The sequence below is a fragment of the Bordetella genomosp. 11 genome, assembly GCF_002261215.1.
GTDB lineage: Bacteria > Pseudomonadota > Gammaproteobacteria > Burkholderiales > Burkholderiaceae_B > Bordetella_C.
This window is the reverse complement of record NZ_NEVS01000004.1, coordinates 4,473,016-4,491,316: the sequence shown is the minus strand read 5'-3', so window position 1 is coordinate 4,491,316 and position 18,301 is coordinate 4,473,016. Positions and strand designations below refer to the sequence as shown.

Genomic DNA, 18,301 nt, shown 5'->3' with positions numbered 1-18,301 from the left:
CTGGGCTACTTACCCACCACCACCTTATCCGCATTCAACTGCTGCTGCAGCTTCAGCGGGTCCCTGCCTTCGTCCTCCGGCTGCACGCCGAGCCAGCCCTGGCCCATCCCGTAGACGACGATATTTGCCAGCACGATCAGGATGAAAAGTATGCGCATTACGTCTGGTCCAGGTTTGCGGTTGCGGCGATACGTGCCAGGCCATGCAGAACGGGATTCTCGATCACGGAGATGATCGGCGGCAAGCGTCCCATGGCGGTGGCCGCATCGGCCAGTAAACGCCGGGTTTCCGCCTCGACTTCCGGCCATCCGCCGCCGGCCACGTAGAGGTGCGGTGCATCGCCGTAGCGCCGCAAACCCGCCAGCCATTGTCGCAGCACTGCACCGGCCTGCGCGGCCGCGATGCCGGAGGCAATCGCGTGCCGGGTGTCGGTGGGGTAGGCCATCGCATCGCCGTGGGCCAGGGGCAGGTTGGCGGTGCCGGAAGCCAGGGAGTCGCGCATCAGTGCGGGGCCAGGCAAAATCAAACCGCCTTCGAAGACATTGTCCCCGCTGACCGTGTCCAGCGTGGTCGCGGTGCCGAAGCTGGCAAGTAGAAAAGGCGGAACCGGACTCGCCGCAGCCGGGCGGCCTTTCATGCCGTGCCCCGCGTCGCCGGGACCGGCAGCAGCCGGGTCCGATGCGTGAGATGCGTCGGATGACCCGTTCTTAACGGCATCGCGTCTGGCCAGCACGCCCAGCATCGACACCCATCGGTCCGCGCCCAGTTGTCCTGGCTGCGTATAGCGCGAGGTCAATCCATAGGCGTGTGCCTGCGGCACGATCCAGCGCACGGGGCAGTGGATGTCGCCCAAGGCCGCTTCGATAGCGGCGGCGCGCGCCGGGCCCGCGACGTTGGTGCCCAACGCGGCGACAGGCGCGCCGGATAGCGTGCCGAGCCAGTTCTTCAAGCCGCGGATGTCGTCGTTGTCCAGCGCGTGGGCGTGGAGGTTCGCGTCGCAAGTACCTCCGACAACCCCCACCTTCAGCCGCGTATTCCCCGAGTCGATTAAGACGATGGTTTTCATGCCGGCCGCACCGAAATCTCGCCCACCGACACCGGCAGTTCGCCTTCCCACGTGCGGATCCGCAGGCGTCCTTGCGCGTCCACGCCGCACCCCAGGCCGTGGTGCAGGACAGTTCCCTTGTCCAGCACCTGGATGTCGCGCCCCTCCAGGGCATCCAATCGCCTGAATCGCCCGACGAATCCCGCGAATCCGTCGCGTTCGACTTCGGCCAGGGCGTCGCGCCACGCCAGGGCGACTTCGCAGACGACGTCGCTAAGCGCGACGTCGCTGCCCGTCGAGGTCCAGTCCGCGATCTGGCGCTCCAGCGTACGGGACAATTCTTCGGCGTCGCACAGGTTCATGCCCATGCCGATGACCACGGTGTGGCCGGCGTGCCGGCCAGCCGGATTGCGCGTGGTTTCAACCAATACGCCCGCGAGCTTGGCGTCGCCCCATTGCACGTCATTGGGCCATTTGACGCACAGGCGTTCGCCGACCGCCCCGGCGATGGCGCGCAGGGCTTCGCACGCCACCAGGCCGGCCAGTGGAGAGAGAACTGGCAGGTGGGAAGGGGACAGGACGGTATCGAACGCGCAGGAAAACATCAGCGCCGCGCCCGGCCGGTTCTGCCATGCCCGTCCAGCGCGGCCGCGTCCGGTTTGTTGCAAATGGGCGCCGAGAAGCCACGGTTTGGGGGTGTCGGAGCCGTGGACGGCGTCCGCGCCGGGGCCGCGTTGGCGCGCGCGCGCCAGCAGATCGGCATTGGTCGAGCCGGTCTGCGCTGTCCAGTCGACCTGGCCGAAGGGCGTGCGGGCGCCGTCCATCAACCGTGCACGCAAGGCGGCGGCCATATGGTCTGGCGAAGGAAGTCCGGGCAAATCGGGCATGAGGAACGTCGAGGGCTGGGACAGCGCAGGGTGTAGAGAATGTTCGCGGGGCGGCAATGGCCGGATTTCGGCGTGCGATGAGCGGATTTTATAGCCCTCCGTTGCGTGGCGCGTTCCCGCGCCCGGCTTGGCGCACGGTGAATCGGGGCATAAGGGGGCTTAAGGCCGGTCCGAACCGTCGGGCGGCGCAAACTTTGGGGAATGGCGGCGAAAGGCCGTCGAGTCGCGGTGGACCCGTCCGGACGGGCTACTCCGCGTATCATTACTCCTGTTCGCGTCCAGGAGGGCCGGCGCCAGACCGGTCCCATCGATACTCCATGGTCCAGACCCACCCGAATCCGCCGACCGCCGCCGTGTCGCCTTTCCGGCTTTCCGGCGGCGTTTGCTATGTGAGCGGCGACTGGAGCGTTCATGCCCTGGCGCGGCCGGGCGAGGTCCAGTCCCGCTGCCGCGCCCTGGAGCAGGCCGCGCGCGATGCGCGCTGGGACCTGACCGGCATCGTCCGCCTGGATACCGTCGGTGCCAACCTGATCTGGCATGCCTGGGGCGACAGGATGCCGGAACGGCTGCGGGTGTCCGCCGGGTTGAAGGAAGTGTTCGACGCCCTGGCTGCCCATCCGCACGAAGTCGTCGCGCCACCCCCGCCGCCGGAAGACCGCCTGGCTCCGCTCGTGACACTGGGCGAGGCCATTCTGGTGGGCGCGCGCCATGGCTACGCGATGATCATCATGCTGGGCCAGCTGATACTGGATCTGGGCGCGATGCTGCGCAATCCCGCCCGCGCGCCGTGGCGCGAGATCTCCGCGCAGATCTATCGCGCGGGCGCGCAGGCGCTGGGCATTACCGCGTTGGTGGGGTTCCTGATCGGGGTGGTGATTTCGTATCTGTCGTCGCAGCAGTTGCAGACCTACGGCGCCGAGCGCTTTATCGTGCGCTTGCTGGGGACGTCCATCGTGCGCGAGCTGGGGCCGGTGCTGGCGGCCATCCTGGTCGCCGGCCGGTCGGGGTCCGCCTTCACGGCGCAGATCGGCGTGATGCGCGTCACGCAGGAGCTGGACGCCATGGCGGTGATGGGCATTTCGTATAGCCAGCGGCTGATCCTGCCGCGCGTGGTCGCGCTGGCGGTGTCGATGCCGCTGCTGGTGGTGTGGACGGATGCGATGGCGCTGCTGGGCGGCATGCTGGCCGCGCGCGCGCAGTTGGGCGTGTCGCTGGGCTGGTTCCTGAATACGCTGCCGGACGCGGTGAGCCTGTCGAACTACGGCATCGGCTTGGTCAAAGGGGCGACCTTCGGTGTGGTGATCGCGCTGGTCGCGTGCTATTTCGGGCTGAACATCGAACCGAATACGGAAAGCCTCGGCCGCCGCACGACGACGTCCGTGGTGACTTCCATCACCGGTGTGATCCTGGTCGACGCCTTGTACGCCGTGATGCTGAGCGGGGTGGCTTTATGAAAGACGATATCTCTCAACAGCGGCATTTGTTCAAGGATGAAGCGCTGACCGTGGCGCCCATCATCTCGGTGGTGGGCCTGAAGACGGCGTTCGGCGACCATGTCGTGCACGAGGACCTGGACCTGACGGTCTATCCCGGCGAGATCCTGACGCTGGTGGGCGGGTCCGGCTCCGGCAAGACGGTGTTGCTGCGGCAGATCATGGGCCTGGAAACGCCGGCCGCGGGCAAGGTTACCGTCATGGGCATGCCGGTCTCGGAAATGAGCTCGATGGAATGCGGCAAGCTGGCGCGGCGATGGGGCGTGCTTTTCCAGGCCGGCGCCTTGTTCTCGGCGTTGTCGGTGTTCGACAACGTCGCCCTGCCGCTGCGCGAATTGCGCACGATCCCGGAAGCGCTGGTGCAGGACGTGGTGATGTGCCGGCTGGAGATGGTGGGTCTGTCGGCCGACGATGCGCACAAGCGGCCCGCCGATCTTTCCGGCGGGATGGTCAAGCGCGTGGCGCTGGCGCGTGCCTTGTCGCTGGATCCGCAGTTGCTGTTCCTGGACGAGCCGACGGCCGGCCTGGATCCGCAGCGGTCCGATGAGTTCGTCGACCTGGTGCGCAATCTGCACAAGCAGCTGCATTTCACGGTACTGATGGTGACCCATGACCTCGATACGCTGGTGGAGCTGTCCTCGCGCGTCGCGGTCCTGGCCGACAAGCATGTCATTGCCTGCGATACCTTGCAGGAAATCCTGCAAGTGAATCATCCCTTTATCCAAGCTTTCTTCCTGGGCGAGCGAGGCCGCCGGGCGCTTGGTGACCTGGCTCCAAAGGAGTTGATGTATGGAAAGCCGTAGCCATGCGCTGCTGGCGGGTGCGTTTACGCTGGTGCTGCTGGCGGCCGTGCTGTTGATTGCCCTGGTGATCAACCGTGATCGCGCCACCTTGACCGAGTACGAGATCATTTCCAATACGGCGGTGAGCGGGCTGTCGGCGCAATCGCCGGTGCGCTACCAGGGCGTGCCCGCGGGCAAGGTCCAGGGGTTGAGCTTCGATCCCAACGTGCCGGGCCGTGTGCGCATCCGCATCGGCGTGGCGCCCAGTGTGCCGATTACCGAGGCGACCTGGGCGGAGCTGGGCGTGCAGGGGATTACGGGCCTGGCCAATATCGATCTGCGCGACGACGGCAGTTCGCGGGTGCGGCTGGAGCGCCAGGGCGATGCCTTGCCAGTCATTCCGCTGCGTCCTGGCCTGTTCGAGCGGCTTTCGCTCGGCGGCGGCAATATCGTCGGCAACCTGGAAAAGATCTCGGGCCAGCTGGCTGTCCTCCTTAACGACCAGAACCTGCAGGCCTTGCAGTCCGCCTTGCGGGATGCGGCCACGGTGTCGGCCTCGCTGAAGGACGCGAGCGCGCAGCTGCGTCCGCTGGTGGCGAAGGTCGGGCCCCTGATCGACAACCTGGGCGAAACGTCGAGGCAGGCGCAAGGGGCGGCGCGCGATATTTCGGCGCTGGCGCAGCAGGCGCGCGTCGCGGTTGCGCGCCTGGATGCGCCGGATGGGCCGCTGGTGATGGCCACGCGCAGCCTGCGCGAGATCGCCTATGCCGCTTCGCGCCTGTCCAACGACACCCTGCCGGCCGTCAGCGGCATGGCGAACCAGGTCAGCGCCACCGCGCGCGGCGTGTCCACCACCGTGCGGCGCGTCGGCGATACGCCGCAGTCGATTATTTTCGGGGCGCCGCCGCCGCGGCCCGGACCGGGCGAGGCCGGCTTCGAAGGATTTGGGAGAGGACAATGAACCCGCAGATGACCCGCCATGCCCGACGATGGGGTGCCTGGCGTTCGCTGCCCGCGGTGCTGGGCCTGGCCGTGGCGCTGGGCGGATGCAGCCTGGGGCGCACGAGCCCGCCGGCGCAGTTGTTCGATCTGGGTCCGGCGCCAGGCGCGTCCGCGGCGCTGCCGTCCGGGGCCTCGGCGTCGGCGGGCGGCGCGATGCCGCCAGGCAGCCTGGCGGGATCGTCAGGCACTTCCACGGAGTCGTCCGGCGGCCAGGCCACGCGCCGCGAGGCCGTGGCGGTCAGTTTTTCCGCCGCGCAGATGCTGACGGATACCGGTGTGATCTGGCGCGTCGGCGATAGCGCCAGTCCGCATTCCTATGCGACGTATCGCTGGGCCGCGCCGCCGTCGCAGCTCGTGCAGCAGCGTGTGATCGACCGGCTGTCCGCGGTGGGGCCGGTGGTGCAGGATGGCGTCGATCCCCGCGCGCCCGTGCTGCAGGTGACGTTGACCCGCTTCGAGCAGGTCTACACGCCGGACGGCAAGTCCAGTTCGGGACAGGTCGCGCTTCAGGCGGTCCTGGTGCGGGACCGGCGCGTAGTCGATTCTCTTCGCTTGGCACGCGCGGCGACCGCGCCCAGCCAGGACGCGCAAGGGGGCGTGCAAGCCCTGCGTACCGCGACGGACATGGCGGCGGGCGATCTTTCCGTCTGGCTGGAACGAAGCCTGGCGGCATCGACCTCGACCTCGACATCGGCCCTGGCGCCGGCGGCCGGTGCGGCCGGTTTAACATCGCGTTCTTTGCCCTGACGAGTGCCCCGCAATGTCCGCCCGTACCGAGATTGTCCAGTTCAATGGCCTGGCCGGCCCCATCGATTGCGCCGTGGATTGGCCGGACGGCGCGCCGTCCGGCTGGGCGCTGGTGCTGCACCCGCATCCGTTGCACGAGGGCACGCGCGATAACAAGGTCGTGACGACGATTGCGCGGGCGTGCGTGCAGCAGGGATTGGTGGCGCTACGGCCGGATTTTCGCGGCGTGCGCGCGTCGGCGGGGGAATTCGACAAGGCGCGCGGCGAAACCGAAGATATGCGCGAGCTGGTCGCGCAATGGCTGGAACGGGAGCCCGGGCTGGCCGCCGCGCCCTGGGCCCTGGCCGGCTTTTCCTTCGGTACCGCGGTTGCCGCGCAGTTGGATGCCGCATTGGCCGATAGCGGCATGGCGCGGCCGTCGGCGCTGGTTTTGGCGGGCGCCGCGGTGTGGCGCTTCCAATTCCGCGACGTGGCGCTGCCGGACGACACGCTGATCGTCCATGGGGAGCAGGACGAGGTCGTGCCCCTGGTCGAGCTCTTCGATTGGACGCGGGACCGTTCCGTGCCGGTGGTGGTCATCCCGGGCGCCACGCACTTCTTCCACGGCAAGCTGCTGCTATTACGACAGCTGGTGCTGACCCGGCTCGCGCGCGCCTGGCCGTGAGGCCGCGGACGCACGGGGTGCGGCGGCGATATCGCGCAGGACGCGGTCGAGGATATCCAGTCCTTCATCGAGTTGTGTTTCGGTGCTGACCATGGGCGGGGCCACGCGGACGATGCGGTCCGAATCGTCGCCGGCCGGCTCGCGCAGCAGCAATCCCTTGTCGCGGCATGCCTGTACCACTTCCTGGCCGAGCTGGTGCACGTGGTTTCCGGCGGCCCAGCCGGCCGATAGCTCGATCGCATACATCGCTCCCCGGCCGTGGACCGCGGCGATCATCGGCTTATCGGCCGCCATCGTGCCCAGGCGTGTCTTCAGGTATTCGCCTATCGCCGCCGCGCGCGAGACCAGTTCCTCTTCCCGCACGATGTCGATCGTCGTGACGGCCGCGATGCAGGCAACGGGATCGTGCCACGCAAGGTCCAGTACCCCGTTGTCGCAGGCGCGTACCTGTTCCGCGATATCGGGTGCGGTGCAGACCACATCGATGGACTGGCCTGCCCCGAAGCGCGCCGATGCGATAAGGATGTCCGGGACGACATCGTCATGCTGGTGCCCCCACATTCGCCCTGTCCTGCCGTAGCCCGTCGCGGTCTCGTCGACGATCAACAGCATGCCGTACTGATGGCAAAGGCGCCGCAGGACGGGCGCCCAGCCAGCCCCCGCACCGAACGCGCCGCCGGCGAAGGATTTCATAAGCAGCGCGGCGGGGCGCCGTTCGCACGCGGCCACCGTGGCCTCGAATGCCGCCCACGGGCACGGTTGCAGGCCACCTTGCGCGCCGCAGGCGCATTGCGCGGGGTCGGGACAGACGCCAGCCGTGCCATGCGCTTCGGATACGCCCGTAACCGGGAGGTTGCCCGGATGCGATGCAGCCGTGGCCGGCCGCGTGAAGCACACCGCGCCGTCATGCGTGGCGGATACCGCGATGATATCGGCGCCTCCGGTGACGGCGCGGGCCATGCCGGCCGCGACGCGCAAAGCGGCGTCCCCATGCGGGACAAGCAGCGATTTCTGCAGCGGCGGTGTCAGGATTTCTCCCAGGCGGCAGTGCAGCAGCAATGCGTCCTGGTCGAGGAAGGTATCGTCGCCGACTGTATGCAGGCGCCGTCGCACCGCCTCGATATAACGGGGATGGTTGTGGCCGAGGATCGCGCCCGTCGGGTTGGAGCCGAAGTCCAGATAGCGTGCACCGGCGGTGTCGTGAATGATCGGGCCCTGCGCGTGCGCGATCGGCGGGCGTGCCGTCCGGCGCGCTGCCCCCGGCGGATAGCGTATCGTCCAGCGATCGATCGCATCCTGCACGTCATACGCGTCCATAGGGCCCCTCCCGGTCAGGTCCGTGGTGCGTTTGTTTCTTTGTCCTCGCAATCGTACAAATAAATTGACGCAGCGTCCCTTAAGGAGAAACCCGTGGAATGGAATTCCCCGCCGCCTCGCGACGGGCAATGCCCCCGAACGATGTCAGGGGCGAGCGGGCAGGCCGCCTTCCAGCGATGTACCGAGCGCCGGGACAGGGTTGCACAGGCTTTCGAGGAAAAATTCAAAAGCCGCGAGCGGCATGGGGCGCTTCAGGAGATAGCCTTGCATTTGGTCGCAAGAGAGTGCCCGCAGGGCGTTCAATTGCGTCGTGGTTTCGACGCCTTCCGCGACGACTTCCATGTTCAGCGTGTGCGCCATGGCCAGAATGGCCGCCACGATGGCGCGCCCTTCCTCGCCGTGGGTGTCCAGCCCTTGCGTGAAGAATCGGTCGATCTTCAATTGCTGCGCGCGGAACTGCTGTAGATAGGCCAGGCTGGAATAGCCGGTGCCGAAATCGTCGATGGCGATGCCGAAGCCGTGTCCGCGGAAAGCGCGGATGACGCGCGAACTGAGCTCCGCATCCTGCATGGCGACGGATTCCGTGATCTCGAAGACCAGGCGGGTCGGCGGTACGCCTTCCTCGTGCGCGATGGCGACCATGCGCTCGACGAAGTCTGGATGCGACAACTGCTTGGTCGATAGATTGATCGACACCTTCAAGGAGGGCAGGCCGCGGGCGTCCCAGCGCTTCATATGCCGACATACCGTGCGCATGACCCAGAATCCGATTTCGATGATTTGGCCCGAGCGTTCCGCGACGGGAATGAATTCGCCCGGCGGCACGGCGCCCAGGCGCGGATGGCTCCAGCGCAGCAGCGCTTCGGCGGCGGTCACGCGGTGGCCGCCGTCGGCGAATTCCGGCTGGTAGTCCAGGCTGAGCTGTTCGCTGATAAGCGCATCGTTCAGCCCCTGCTGCATCATCAGCATGCGCCGGTAGCTTTCGCCCATGTGCGGTTCGTAGAAGCGAAAGCCGTTGCGGCCATGTTCCTTCGCGCCGTACATCGCGATGTCGGCGTTCTTCATCAGCGTTTCGACGTCTTCGCCGTCGTGCGGGAACATGGCGATGCCGATGCTGGCGGTAAGCCGCAGCGTCATGCCCTGGAATGTCAGATCGTCGCGCATGGCCGTATTGACGGCCTGCGCCACGCGGGCGGCGCCCTCGCGGCTGTTCAGGCCTTCGACGAGGACGACGAACTCGTCACCGCCCAGGCGCCCGACGGTGTCTTCGCCCCGCACGCAGGCACGCAGCCGCCGCGCGAAGGATTGCAGCATGCCATCGCCGATGCTGTGGCCCAGCGAATCGTTGATGTGCTTGAAGCCATCCAGGTCCATCAGCAGCAGCGCGAATTCATTGCCCGTATGGCGCGCGCGCGTAATGGCCATGTCGGTGGACCCGGCCAGCGCGGTGCGGTTGGGCAGTTCGGTCAGCATGTCCGTGGTGGCCAGGCGCTGCAAGGCGATGCTGACCTCGCGCAGCGAGCCGTCCAGCGAACGCCGCGATGCCGCGTACCGCGAGGCCAATACGGCGGTATACGCGGCCAGCGCCACGACGATAAGGGACAAAAGAACCGTCCCAACGAGATAGGTGCCGCTCATGAATGGTCGACTGCAGGATGTGAAACTGCACTGGGGCCGAAGTCGGCCGGCTGACGGAAACGGCTTAGGTCGGTTGGCTCAGCATAGTAACAAGAATGTATCTATTCCAATACAAGTGTCGCGCGCCGCACACGCGCGCGTTTCTTGCGCGCGACACCCCGCTACCTTCTTCCGGCAGTGTCGCGCGCCGCCGCACGGGCGATCGTACTGTAAGGCTTCCGGTTGTAAATGTTTGTTTTGGAAGTTGCATGGCGTTGCATGTTCGACGGCATGCAGACAGGCTTTCCCGGGTATTCCGTTTACCCGGCCTGCCTATAATTGTGCGGTTTCCACGCCCATCCCCCGACCCTCCCGACTTTGCCGATGACGATTCCGCGTTTGCCCCGTTTTTCCTCTTCAACCGTTGGACGGCGCCTCGTCGCCGGCACGTTGACCGCGGCGCTGGCGATGGGAGCGCCGGCAACCTGGGCGCAGACAGCGGGCAAACCGGCGGCCAAGGCGGCGGCGCCTGCCCCGGCAACCAATCCCACCCAGGCGGCGACGACGCCATCGGGGGCGTCCCCCTCGCAGGTGGCCAACGCGGACGCCAATGGCATCTCGCCGGTCTCCGCGGTGTCTCCGGTGCCCGCCCCGGCAATCGCCGCGCGGGCCTGGATTTCCGTGGACGTCAATAGCGGCCAGGTGCTGGCGGGGTCCAACCCCGACCAGCAAGTCGAACCGGCATCCCTGACCAAGATCATGACCGCGTATGTGGTCTTCAATGCCCTCGACGAAAAGCGCCTGACGCTGGACCAGCAGGTGCCGGTGTCCGAGCATGCCTGGCGCACGGGCGGTTCGCGCATGTTCATCGAGCCGCGCAAGCCCGTCACGGTGGACGAGCTGCTGCAGGGCGTGATCGTCCAGTCCGGCAACGATGCCTCGGTGGCACTGGCCGAGGCCGTGGCCGGCAGCGAAAGCGCCTTCGCGACCTTGATGAACCAGGAAGCCGAACGCCTGGGCATGAAGGGCTCGCATTTCGTCAACGCCACCGGCCTGCCGGATCCCCAGCACACCACGACGGTACGCGACCTGGCGACGATCGCCACGCACCTGATCACCGATCATCCCGATTACTTCCACTACTACAAGCAGCGGGCCTTCACCTACAACAAGATCAACCAGCCCAATCGCAACCGGCTGTTGTGGGCCGATCCCTCGGTGGACGGCATGAAGACCGGGCACACCGAATCGGCGGGCTATTGCCTGGTCGCCACCGCCCTGCGCGGCGACCGCCGCGTGCTGACGGTGATGGTCGGGGCCGATAGCGAGTCCACGCGGGCGGAGGAAAGCCTCAAGCTGCTGAACTGGAGCTTCCAGAACTTCGATACCGTCAAGCTGTTCGACAACAACCAGCCGGCGCTGGACGCGCGCGTCTGGGAAGGCAAGGTCGAGACCGCCAAGCTGGGTCCTCCGGCCCCGGTCTGGATCGCCGTGCCGCGCGGCAAGGCCGCGGACGTCAAGCCGGTGGCCGAGCGCACCGATCCGCTCGTCGCGCCGCTGGAAAAAGGCCAGCGCGTGGGCACGCTGCGCCTGACCCTGGACGGCAAGACCCTGCGCACCGAGCCGCTGGTCGTGCGCGAATCCGTGGAACGCGCGGGCTTTTTCGGCCGCATGGTCGATATCGTGAAGCGCTGGCTGCAGTAGGCGGCCCAGGCGGTGTAAGCTGGCGGCCATCCCGCGGACGGCCGCCGGGCCGGCTGGACAGGGCGGACGGAGGTCCGCCTTTTTCATTGCGGCGCGGTTTCTCATGGCGGTCGGCCGCGTGCCAATTCTTCCTTGCAAGGAGCACTCATGATTCCGGGCGTGCCGGGCGATAGCCTGGCGTATCTGAATGGCGAATTCCTGCGGTTGCAGGACGCGAAAATCTCGGTCCTGGACCGCGGGTTCATTTTCGGCGATGGCATTTATGAAGTCGTGCCGGTGTACGAAGGCCGTCCTTTCCGCATGGCCGAACACCTCGCGCGGCTGGAGCGCAGCCTGGCCAGCATCCGCATCGAATCGCCCTTCGATCGCGCCGGCTGGAATGAAGTCGTCCAGGGGCTGATCGAGCGGTCATTGACGCCTTCCTGCGTGGTGTACCTGCAGGTTACGCGTGGCGTGGCCAAGCGCGACCACGGGTTTCCGGCGGAACGCCTGACGCCCACGGTGTTCGGCATGACTTCGCCTTTCACCCGGCCCGGGGCCGAGCTGCGCGAGCAGGGCGTATCGCTGGTGTCGATTTCCGACGAGCGTTGGCTGCACTGCGATATCAAGTCGGTTTCCCTGCTGGGCAATGTGCTGGCCAAGCAGCGCGCGGTGGACGAGGGCGCCGATGAAGTCGTGCAGTTTCGCGACGGCATCCTTACCGAAGGCGCGACCTGCAATGTCTGGGCGGTGGCGGGCGGCAAGCTGCTGGGCGCGCCCAAGAACCATCTGGTGCTGGAGGGCATACGCTACGGGTTGATGGCCGAGCTCGCGCAGGAAGCCGGCATCCCCTTCGAGATGCGCCCCATCGCGCGCGCCGAAGTCGAGAATGCCGACGAGTTGCTGGTCTCTTCCGCTACCCGGGAGATCCTGCCGGTCGCGGCGCTGGACGGCAAACCGGTGGGCGCGGGCCGACCCGGCCCGGTTTATGCGGCCCTGCGCCGGGGGTATGATGCCCGTATCGCCGCGCTGCTTGGAAAAGCCCCTGGCGTCCCCATGTAATACGCATGATGAATATCCCGCCCGAACAATCCCTGATCGAATACCCCAGCGATTTCCCCATCAAGGTGATGGGGAAGCGTCATCCGGATTTCGCCCAGGTATTGACCGAAGTCGTATTGCAGTTCGATCCCGGCTTCGATCCCGCCACCGTCGAAATGCGGCCGAGCAAGGGCGGCAATTACATCGGCCTGACCTTCACGGTGCGCGCCACCTCGCGCGAGCAGCTGGACGGGCTATACCGTGCGCTGCACGGCCATCCGCTGGTCGCCGTCGTGCTCTAGGGCCTGTCAACGCCGGAACACCCCTCGCATGAGTACGCAAACAGGCCCTGGGCGGGCGCCATACGGCCCACCGGGAAGGGGCGCCCGCGCATGATCAAGTGGTTGAACCGGCCCGCCGACTATGCGGCGGTATGGCAGGCAATGCAGGCCTTCACGGAGGCCCGCACGCCCGCCACCGCCGACGAGATCTGGCTGTGCGAGCATGGGCCGGTCTATACCCTGGGGCAGGCGGGCAAGCCTGAGCATGTGCTGAATCCCCACGATATCCCCGTGGTGCGTACCGATCGCGGCGGCCAGGTCACCTATCACGGTCCCGGCCAGGTGGTGGCCTATGCCCTGATCGACCTGCGGCGCGCCGGGATCTATGTGAAGGAATACGTGGCCTTCCTGGAAGACGCCGTCATCGCCACCCTGGCCGGCTACGGTATCCAGGCCTGCCGCAAGCCCGGCGCCCCGGGCGTCTATGTGCCCGTCCCGTCCGCCGATGGCGAACTGGCCAAGATCGCCGCGCTGGGCATCAAGATCCGCTCTGGCTGCGCCTATCACGGCGTGGCCTTGAACGTCGACATGGACCTCGCGCCTTTCCTGGGCATCAATCCATGCGGGTACGAGAACCTGGCGACCACGGACATGGCATCGTGTGGCGTGGCGGCCAGCCTGCGGGATGTGGGCGAAAGCCTGGCGTCGCGCATCGCGCGCATCGCGGCGCGAGACGCTGGCGCCGCATGAGGCCTGGTGCCGGTCGCGCGCACTGGCCGCCGGATTCGGCCGGATGGCCGACATGCCGGCGCGCACCGTGCGTTCAGCCAACTGTTGGCATATCCTCCGCGTAGGGACTGCGATCCCGGGCACCGTCCCGTTGGCGGCCGCCATTCCGCGCGAACAAGAGGGGGATTCCATCATGAGCGACAGCACCGCGCCCGTGGGCGACGCCATTCACATCGGCCAATTGACCATTCGATACCTGATCGATGGCGCCGCCAGCGGCGGCATGGGTGTTTTCGAACTGACCGTGGCACCGGGCTCGCAGGTGCCTCCGCCGCACAGCCATACGCATAACGAAGAGTGCGCGTATGTCCTGGAAGGGGTGCTTCGTTATTCGGTGGATGGCATCGCGCGCGATCTCAAGCCCGGCGAGTGGATGCACACGCCGCCAGGATCGGTGCATCACTTCAGCAACCCGCACGCCGAGACGGCCCGCGCCCTGATCGTTTTGACCCCCGACATCGGCGCCCAGTATTTCCGCGATGTGCGGGAGGTCGTCAGTGCCGGCGGGCCACCGGATCGGGCCAGGCTGATGGAAGTCATGTCCCGGTATGGGCTGGTGCCCGCACCGCCCCGGTAAGCACCTGCCTTTCCATGCCGATCGGGCCGCGAACCGCGGTATGAACGCGGATCGCCCTTCCGGAACGGCGCGAGGCCCCCGCGCCATCGGGGTCTTGCGCCGGCCGTGCCGCCGGCCGGGAGTAAACTAGGGTTTTTCCCGAAGACGGCGCCTCGGGCGCCGCGCGCAGCCGACTCATGTCCACGCCCGCAGATCATTCCTTCGCCGAGGCCACCCAGGCCGACGGCTCCCGTACCCAGCCCGTGCCGGCCGTCCCGCACGCCGCGCCAGCCGATTCCGTCCAGCCTTACGATCCGACCGCGAAGCAGAAGTCGCAGGCCAAGACGGCCCGCATTCCGATCAAGGTGGTGCAGGCCGAGCGGCTGAAGAAGCCGGAATGGATACGCGTGCGCGCCGCCGCGCCAGGCTCGCGCTTCTACGACATCAAGCGCATTCTGCGCGAACATAATCTGCATACCGTTTGCGAAGAGGCGTCGTGTCCGAATATCGGCGAGTGCTTCGGCAAGGGCACGGCGACCTTCATGATCATGGGCGACAAGTGCACTCGCCGTTGCCCGTTCTGTGATGTGGGGCATGGCCGCCCGGACCCGCTGGATGCCGACGAGCCGCAGAACCTGGCACGCACGATCGCGGCGCTGAAGCTGTCCTATGTGGTGATCACTTCCGTGGACCGCGACGACCTGCGCGATGGCGGCGCCGGCCATTTCGTCGAGTGCATCCGGCAGGTGCGCGAGCAGTCGCCGTCCACTCGCATCGAAGTCCTGGTTCCGGATTTCCGTGGCCGCCTGGACCGTGCGCTGGAAATCCTCAACGCCGGTCCGCCGGATGTCATGAATCACAACCTGGAAACGGTGCCGCGCTTGTACAAGCAGGCCCGTCCCGGTTCCGATTACGCGCATTCGCTGAAGCTGCTGCAGGAGTTCAAGCGCCTGCACCCGGATGTTCCGACCAAATCCGGCCTGATGCTGGGCCTGGGCGAAACGGACGACGAAATCCTGCAGGTGATGCGCGACATGCGCGCGCACGGCGTCGACATGCTGACCATCGGCCAGTATCTGCAACCTTCGGAGCACCATCTGCCGGTGCTGCGCTACGTCCATCCCGATACCTTCGCGATGTTCGAGCGCGAAGCCTATGAAATGGGTTTCTCGCACGCGGCGGTGGGCGCGATGGTGCGTTCCTCCTACCACGCGGACCAGCAGGCGCACGCGGCCGGCGTGAACTGATACGACAGCGCCGCCATGCGGACGCTGTTCGTCGCCGCGCTGTCCTGCCTGGCGGGGATGACGGATGCGATCGGCCTGATCGCGGCGGGCAGCTTCGTATCGTTCATGAGCGGCAACACCACCAACCTGGGGCTGGCCGTGGCCGCCCTGGACACGCGGCACGCCGGCCGGCTGGCGGCCGTGCTGCTGCTGTTCGTGCTGGGAAGCGCGCTGGGCGAGGCCCTCGCGCAGCGCGCCCGGCATCCGCGCCCGGCCGTGCTGGGCGCCGTCGCGATGCTGCTGACGGCCGCCTGCGCCGGGCTTTACCTGGCCGATCATGGCCTGGGTCCTGCGGAGGCATGGCGCCAGGCGGCGCGCCTGGTTGCGGTGCTGGCGATGGGCGTCCTGAATGCCGCATTCGAAAAAGTCGACGGCCAGTCCGTGGGCCTGACCTACGTGACGGGCGCGCTGGCGCGTCTGGGGCAGGCCCTGGGCCGTTACGCCGCCACCCGCCAGACGCAGCGCGCGGGGCCACATCTCGCGGCTTTTTTCGGGCTGCTTGCGGGCGCGGTCGGCGGCGCGCTATTGCAGTACCGCTGGCCGGCGCAGGCCTTGTTCGCGCCGGCCGCGGCTGCGTGGTTGCTTTGCCTTGCAGCGTGGCGGCTGTCCGCGCGGCTTGCGGGCGATCGGACGTCCGCATGAAGCCATCGCGCGGATGCGGCCGGCGCGGCCGATGACCGCGCCGATGCCTGCTTACGCTTACTCGATGCCCGCTTACTTCTTGGCCTTGGTCTCGGTATCGACCTTCTGGTGCAGCGCGTTGGCCATGTCCAGGTGATGCTGCAGCGTGGGCAGCGTCTTGGCGGCCCAGGCCTTGATGTCCGGGTCCTTGGCTTCGGCGGCGGCCTTCTTGAAGAGCTTGACGGTGTCCTCGTGCGCGGCCACGCCGATCCGGCTTACATACATCTTGTCGAAGGTTTCGCCGCTGGTGGCGCTAAGCGCCTTCAGCTCGGTGCGCTGCATGATCGACGGCTTATCGGGCGGCGTGTAGCCCTTCTGCGCGGCCAGCGCCATCAGTTCCTCGTTCGCCTTCGTATGGTCCTGGACCATCTGGTCCGCGAACTGCTTCACATCGGCATTGCTGCTCTTGGTCTGGGCCATTTTGCTGCCTTCGATCTCGGCATGTCCGCCCTGCGCGGCGTTCTCCAGAAAATCCTTGTCGGCACTGGCGAGCGTGCTGCGCTGTTCCGTTTTCTTGTTCGGGGCAGGCGAGGTGGGGGCGGGCTGGGCCCAGGCGCCTGTCGTGAAGGCAAGGACTCCGGCGGCCAAAAGCCCGCGGGTGATGGATCGTGCAGTCATGGAATTCTCCTTGGAATTGCGCCAATTCGGCGTCATCCAAGCAAGAGCAATTTGCGCGCCCGGCAATGTCGCCAGGCGATCCCTTCTGCAGGGAAACTTCGCTATCCTGGGCGAGGTGCTGCTGAGCAGGGTCGCGAACCTCGTTCAAGCACAGCGCATCACGGCTTGCCGGGTGCGTCCCTGGACGGGTTGCGCCAGTACACGTCGCCCGTTCCGGCGGAACGGTTGACCGCCCGCGCCATGACGAAGAGCAGGTCTGAGAGCCGGTTCAAGTACTGCACGACCGGTTTATTGACCGTTTCCATGCGCTGCAGCGCGACCACGGCGCGTTCCGCGCGGCGGCACACCGTGCGGGCGACGTGCAGCAGCGCCGCCGCCCGCGAGCCGCCGGGCAGGATGAATTCGCGCAGCGGCGGCAGCGTGGCGTTGTAGTGGGCGAGCCGGCCGTCGAGGTGGGTGACGTGGTTGCCGTCCAGCTTGGCGTAGCCCGGTATGCAGAGCTCCGCCCCCATGTCGAAGAGTGCATGCTGCACATCGCGCAGGTCGGCCGCCACGCCGGCATCCAGCTGCGGTTCGGCCAGTACCACCCCCAGCGCGCTGTTGAGTTCGTCGACGTCGCCCAGCGCCGCGACGCGCGCGCTGTCTTTCGCGACCCGGCTGCCGTCGCCCAGCCCGGTGGTGCCGTCGTCGCCGGCACGCGTGGCGATGACGGTCAGGCGGTTAGCCATGCTGGCCGGCTCCGGCCTGCGCCGCAATCGAAGCCCGCCCCATTTTGTCCAGCGCGTCGCCGGTGACCCGGACGATGCGCCATTCCGGTAGGATTTCGGCGCCCAGGCTTTCATAGAAATCGATGGCCGGCTGGTTCCAATCCAGCACCGTCCATTCGAATCGTCCGCAACCGCGTTCGACCGCGATGCCGGCGAGTTGCCGCAGCAGCGCGCGCCCGATACCGTTGCCGCGCTGGTCGGCGCGGACGTAAACGTCTTCCAGGTACAGGCCGCGCCGGCACAGGAAGGTCGAATAGTTGTGAAACCAGACCGCATACGCGAGCAGCGCGGGGTCCTGCTCATCGGTGCGCTGGGCGACCAGGCATTCGGCCGCCGGGGTGCGGCCGAACAGCGAGGCGCGCAGGCTGTCCTCGGTGGCGGCGAAGATGGCCGTCAGCTTCTCGTACTCGGCCAATTCGCGCATCAGCGCCAGGATGCCAGGGATGTCGCGCGGCGTCGCGGGACGGATGATGTAGGGGGTGGTAGCGGACAATGTCGTCTTCCGTGGAGCGAGTGGCGCTATGCTAGTTGCAGGCCGAAACGGCCGCAAGGAGCAGCGATGTTGGAAGACGGGCAAGGGTCGGCCTCGCCACGGGCGTCGGGCGACCTGGCGATGGATGGGCGCAGGCGCGCGACGCTGCGGGCGGCCGCCATGTTGGGTATGGCCATCGCCGCGGGCATCGCCGGGACGGCGGGCGCGGAGCAGGGCAAAGGCCCGGCCACCGCCACGGGCGAGGTGCGGCGCATCGACATCCAGCAGGGGACGGTGGTGTTGCGCCACGGGGAGATCAAGGAACTGGGGTTGCCTGCCGCGACGCTGGTGTATCACGTGGCGCCGGCCTTGCTGCGGGATATCAAGCCTGGCGACAAGGTCCGCTTCACCGCCATCCGGCAGGACGGCAGGTATGTGGTGACCGCGATCGACAAGAACATGCTTCCCTAGCGGAATGGGGCGGCCGCCCTGGACACAAGGCCAGCGCGCCCTTCCGCAAGGACGGGCGACGCTTCGCCAGCGCAGCGGACGTGCCGGGGCAGCAAGCGGGCC

The 18,301-nt window shown here is 67.2% G+C and carries 21 protein-coding genes; 13 read left to right on the top strand and 8 right to left on the bottom strand.

Annotated features, from left to right (window positions below; all coding sequences use genetic code 11):
- Positions 1-5: 5 nt before the first annotated feature.
- Genes CAL28_RS29865 through CAL28_RS27905 form a run of 3 tightly spaced genes read right to left on the bottom strand, consistent with a single transcriptional unit; the run spans position 6 to position 1,932 of the window.
- Positions 6-158, bottom strand: coding sequence for a hypothetical protein (locus CAL28_RS29865; protein ID WP_094844233.1), 153 nt, complete (start codon positions 156-158; stop codon positions 6-8).
- Entirely contained in the window at positions 158-1,066 is a 909-nt protein-coding gene (locus tag CAL28_RS27910) for a type III pantothenate kinase (RefSeq protein ID WP_094844232.1), read from the bottom strand. Before CAL28_RS27910 ends, CAL28_RS29865 begins: the two co-directional genes overlap by 1 nt.
- Positions 1,063-1,932: a biotin--[acetyl-CoA-carboxylase] ligase gene (locus tag CAL28_RS27905; RefSeq protein ID WP_094844231.1), complete on the bottom strand. Its 870-nt coding sequence runs from the start codon at positions 1,930-1,932 to the stop codon at positions 1,063-1,065. The genes CAL28_RS27910 and CAL28_RS27905 overlap by 4 nt, the downstream gene beginning before the upstream one ends.
- Positions 1,933-2,249: 317 nt before the next feature.
- Here CAL28_RS27905 and CAL28_RS27900 point away from each other — a divergent pair, with 317 nt between their 5' ends.
- Genes CAL28_RS27900 through CAL28_RS27880 form a run of 5 tightly spaced genes read left to right on the top strand, consistent with a single transcriptional unit; the run spans position 2,250 to position 6,620 of the window.
- Positions 2,250-3,386 (top strand): MlaE family ABC transporter permease, encoded by a 1,137-nt coding sequence (locus tag CAL28_RS27900; RefSeq protein ID WP_094844230.1) that lies wholly within the window; start codon positions 2,250-2,252, stop codon positions 3,384-3,386.
- Entirely contained in the window at positions 3,383-4,228 is an 846-nt protein-coding gene (locus CAL28_RS27895; RefSeq protein WP_094844229.1) for an ABC transporter ATP-binding protein, read from the top strand. Before CAL28_RS27900 ends, CAL28_RS27895 begins: the two co-directional genes overlap by 4 nt.
- Positions 4,215-5,168 carry an MlaD family protein gene (locus CAL28_RS27890; protein ID WP_094844228.1) on the top strand — a complete coding sequence of 318 codons (954 nt, stop codon included), beginning with the start codon at positions 4,215-4,217 and terminating at the stop codon, positions 5,166-5,168. The genes CAL28_RS27895 and CAL28_RS27890 overlap by 14 nt, the downstream gene beginning before the upstream one ends.
- Positions 5,169-5,176: 8 nt before the next feature.
- Entirely contained in the window at positions 5,177-5,956 is a 780-nt protein-coding gene (locus tag CAL28_RS27885; protein WP_094844895.1) for an ABC-type transport auxiliary lipoprotein family protein, read from the top strand.
- 13 nt (positions 5,957-5,969) lie between these two features.
- Complete coding sequence (locus tag CAL28_RS27880; protein WP_094844227.1) at positions 5,970-6,620, top strand: alpha/beta hydrolase; 651 nt, start codon at positions 5,970-5,972, stop codon at positions 6,618-6,620.
- Here the strand turns inward: CAL28_RS27880 and CAL28_RS27875 are convergent.
- Together CAL28_RS27875 and CAL28_RS27870 are read right to left on the bottom strand one after the other, a co-directional pair.
- Positions 6,576-7,937 carry an aminotransferase class III-fold pyridoxal phosphate-dependent enzyme gene (locus CAL28_RS27875; RefSeq protein ID WP_094844226.1) on the bottom strand — a complete coding sequence of 454 codons (1,362 nt, stop codon included), beginning with the start codon at positions 7,935-7,937 and terminating at the stop codon, positions 6,576-6,578. The two genes, CAL28_RS27880 and CAL28_RS27875, sit on opposite strands and share 45 nt — an antisense overlap.
- A gap of 144 nt (positions 7,938-8,081) precedes the next feature.
- A complete protein-coding gene (locus CAL28_RS27870; protein WP_094844225.1) occupies positions 8,082-9,575 on the bottom strand; it encodes a putative bifunctional diguanylate cyclase/phosphodiesterase in 1,494 nt (497 codons plus the stop codon).
- A 363-nt stretch (positions 9,576-9,938) separates the two neighbouring features.
- Here CAL28_RS27870 and CAL28_RS27865 point away from each other — a divergent pair, with 363 nt between their 5' ends.
- From CAL28_RS27865 to CAL28_RS27835, 7 genes are all read left to right on the top strand, one after another.
- Positions 9,939-11,258 (top strand): D-alanyl-D-alanine carboxypeptidase family protein, encoded by a 1,320-nt coding sequence (locus CAL28_RS27865; protein WP_094844224.1) that lies wholly within the window; start codon positions 9,939-9,941, stop codon positions 11,256-11,258.
- A 147-nt stretch (positions 11,259-11,405) separates the two neighbouring features.
- On the top strand, positions 11,406-12,299 hold the full coding sequence (locus CAL28_RS27860; protein ID WP_094844223.1) for a D-amino acid aminotransferase: 894 nt from the start codon (positions 11,406-11,408) through the stop codon (positions 12,297-12,299).
- A 5-nt stretch (positions 12,300-12,304) separates the two neighbouring features.
- Entirely contained in the window at positions 12,305-12,580 is a 276-nt protein-coding gene (locus tag CAL28_RS27855; protein ID WP_094844222.1) for a YbeD family protein, read from the top strand.
- A gap of 90 nt (positions 12,581-12,670) precedes the next feature.
- Positions 12,671-13,309 (top strand): lipoyl(octanoyl) transferase LipB, encoded by a 639-nt coding sequence (gene lipB / locus CAL28_RS27850; RefSeq protein ID WP_094844221.1) that lies wholly within the window; start codon positions 12,671-12,673, stop codon positions 13,307-13,309.
- Positions 13,310-13,481: 172 nt separating this feature from the next.
- Positions 13,482-13,925: a cupin domain-containing protein gene (locus CAL28_RS27845; protein ID WP_094844894.1), complete on the top strand. Its 444-nt coding sequence runs from the start codon at positions 13,482-13,484 to the stop codon at positions 13,923-13,925.
- A 176-nt stretch (positions 13,926-14,101) separates the two neighbouring features.
- The gene (gene lipA / locus CAL28_RS27840) at positions 14,102-15,151 is read left to right on the top strand and encodes a lipoyl synthase (RefSeq protein WP_176464119.1); all 1,050 of its coding nucleotides are present in this window, start codon (positions 14,102-14,104) and stop codon (positions 15,149-15,151) included.
- Between the two features lie 15 nt (positions 15,152-15,166).
- Positions 15,167-15,832, top strand: a complete 666-nt coding sequence (locus CAL28_RS27835) for a YoaK family protein (protein WP_094844220.1) — start codon at positions 15,167-15,169, stop codon at positions 15,830-15,832.
- A 72-nt stretch (positions 15,833-15,904) separates the two neighbouring features.
- On the opposite strand, the gene CAL28_RS27830 is transcribed toward CAL28_RS27835, so the two are convergent.
- From CAL28_RS27830 to CAL28_RS27820, 3 genes are all read right to left on the bottom strand, one after another.
- Entirely contained in the window at positions 15,905-16,489 is a 585-nt protein-coding gene (locus CAL28_RS27830; RefSeq protein WP_094844892.1) for a DUF4142 domain-containing protein, read from the bottom strand.
- A 158-nt stretch (positions 16,490-16,647) separates the two neighbouring features.
- Entirely contained in the window at positions 16,648-17,217 is a 570-nt protein-coding gene (locus CAL28_RS27825) for a cob(I)yrinic acid a,c-diamide adenosyltransferase (RefSeq protein ID WP_094844219.1), read from the bottom strand.
- On the bottom strand, positions 17,210-17,680 hold the full coding sequence (locus tag CAL28_RS27820) for a GNAT family N-acetyltransferase (protein ID WP_094844891.1): 471 nt from the start codon (positions 17,678-17,680) through the stop codon (positions 17,210-17,212). Before CAL28_RS27820 ends, CAL28_RS27825 begins: the two co-directional genes overlap by 8 nt.
- Positions 17,681-17,869: 189 nt before the next feature.
- On the opposite strand from CAL28_RS27820, the gene CAL28_RS27815 reads away from it, so the two are divergent.
- On the top strand, positions 17,870-18,199 hold the full coding sequence (locus tag CAL28_RS27815) for a copper-binding protein (RefSeq protein ID WP_440588450.1): 330 nt from the start codon (positions 17,870-17,872) through the stop codon (positions 18,197-18,199).
- Positions 18,200-18,301: the final 102 nt, after the last annotated feature.

Coding starts and splice junctions, on each gene's coding strand:
- CAL28_RS29865 (WP_094844233.1), bottom strand. CDS start 158: ATGCGCATACTTTTCATCCTGATCGTGCTGGCAAATATCGTCGTCTAC.
- CAL28_RS27910 (WP_094844232.1), bottom strand. CDS start 1,066: ATGAAAACCATCGTCTTAATCGACTCGGGGAATACGCGGCTGAAGGTG.
- CAL28_RS27905 (WP_094844231.1), bottom strand. CDS start 1,932: ATGCCCGATTTGCCCGGACTTCCTTCGCCAGACCATATGGCCGCCGCC.
- CAL28_RS27900 (WP_094844230.1), top strand. CDS start 2,250: ATGGTCCAGACCCACCCGAATCCGCCGACCGCCGCCGTGTCGCCTTTC.
- CAL28_RS27895 (WP_094844229.1), top strand. CDS start 3,383: ATGAAAGACGATATCTCTCAACAGCGGCATTTGTTCAAGGATGAAGCG.
- CAL28_RS27890 (WP_094844228.1), top strand. CDS start 4,215: ATGGAAAGCCGTAGCCATGCGCTGCTGGCGGGTGCGTTTACGCTGGTG.
- CAL28_RS27885 (WP_094844895.1), top strand. CDS start 5,177: ATGACCCGCCATGCCCGACGATGGGGTGCCTGGCGTTCGCTGCCCGCG.
- CAL28_RS27880 (WP_094844227.1), top strand. CDS start 5,970: ATGTCCGCCCGTACCGAGATTGTCCAGTTCAATGGCCTGGCCGGCCCC.
- CAL28_RS27875 (WP_094844226.1), bottom strand. CDS start 7,937: ATGGACGCGTATGACGTGCAGGATGCGATCGATCGCTGGACGATACGC.
- CAL28_RS27870 (WP_094844225.1), bottom strand. CDS start 9,575: ATGAGCGGCACCTATCTCGTTGGGACGGTTCTTTTGTCCCTTATCGTC.
- CAL28_RS27865 (WP_094844224.1), top strand. CDS start 9,939: ATGACGATTCCGCGTTTGCCCCGTTTTTCCTCTTCAACCGTTGGACGG.
- CAL28_RS27860 (WP_094844223.1), top strand. CDS start 11,406: ATGATTCCGGGCGTGCCGGGCGATAGCCTGGCGTATCTGAATGGCGAA.
- CAL28_RS27855 (WP_094844222.1), top strand. CDS start 12,305: ATGATGAATATCCCGCCCGAACAATCCCTGATCGAATACCCCAGCGAT.
- lipB (WP_094844221.1), top strand. CDS start 12,671: ATGATCAAGTGGTTGAACCGGCCCGCCGACTATGCGGCGGTATGGCAG.
- CAL28_RS27845 (WP_094844894.1), top strand. CDS start 13,482: ATGAGCGACAGCACCGCGCCCGTGGGCGACGCCATTCACATCGGCCAA.
- lipA (WP_176464119.1), top strand. CDS start 14,102: ATGTCCACGCCCGCAGATCATTCCTTCGCCGAGGCCACCCAGGCCGAC.
- CAL28_RS27835 (WP_094844220.1), top strand. CDS start 15,167: ATGCGGACGCTGTTCGTCGCCGCGCTGTCCTGCCTGGCGGGGATGACG.
- CAL28_RS27830 (WP_094844892.1), bottom strand. CDS start 16,489: ATGACTGCACGATCCATCACCCGCGGGCTTTTGGCCGCCGGAGTCCTT.
- CAL28_RS27825 (WP_094844219.1), bottom strand. CDS start 17,217: ATGGCTAACCGCCTGACCGTCATCGCCACGCGTGCCGGCGACGACGGC.
- CAL28_RS27820 (WP_094844891.1), bottom strand. CDS start 17,680: ATGCGCGAATTGGCCGAGTACGAGAAGCTGACGGCCATCTTCGCCGCC.
- CAL28_RS27815 (WP_440588450.1), top strand. CDS start 17,870: ATGGATGGGCGCAGGCGCGCGACGCTGCGGGCGGCCGCCATGTTGGGT.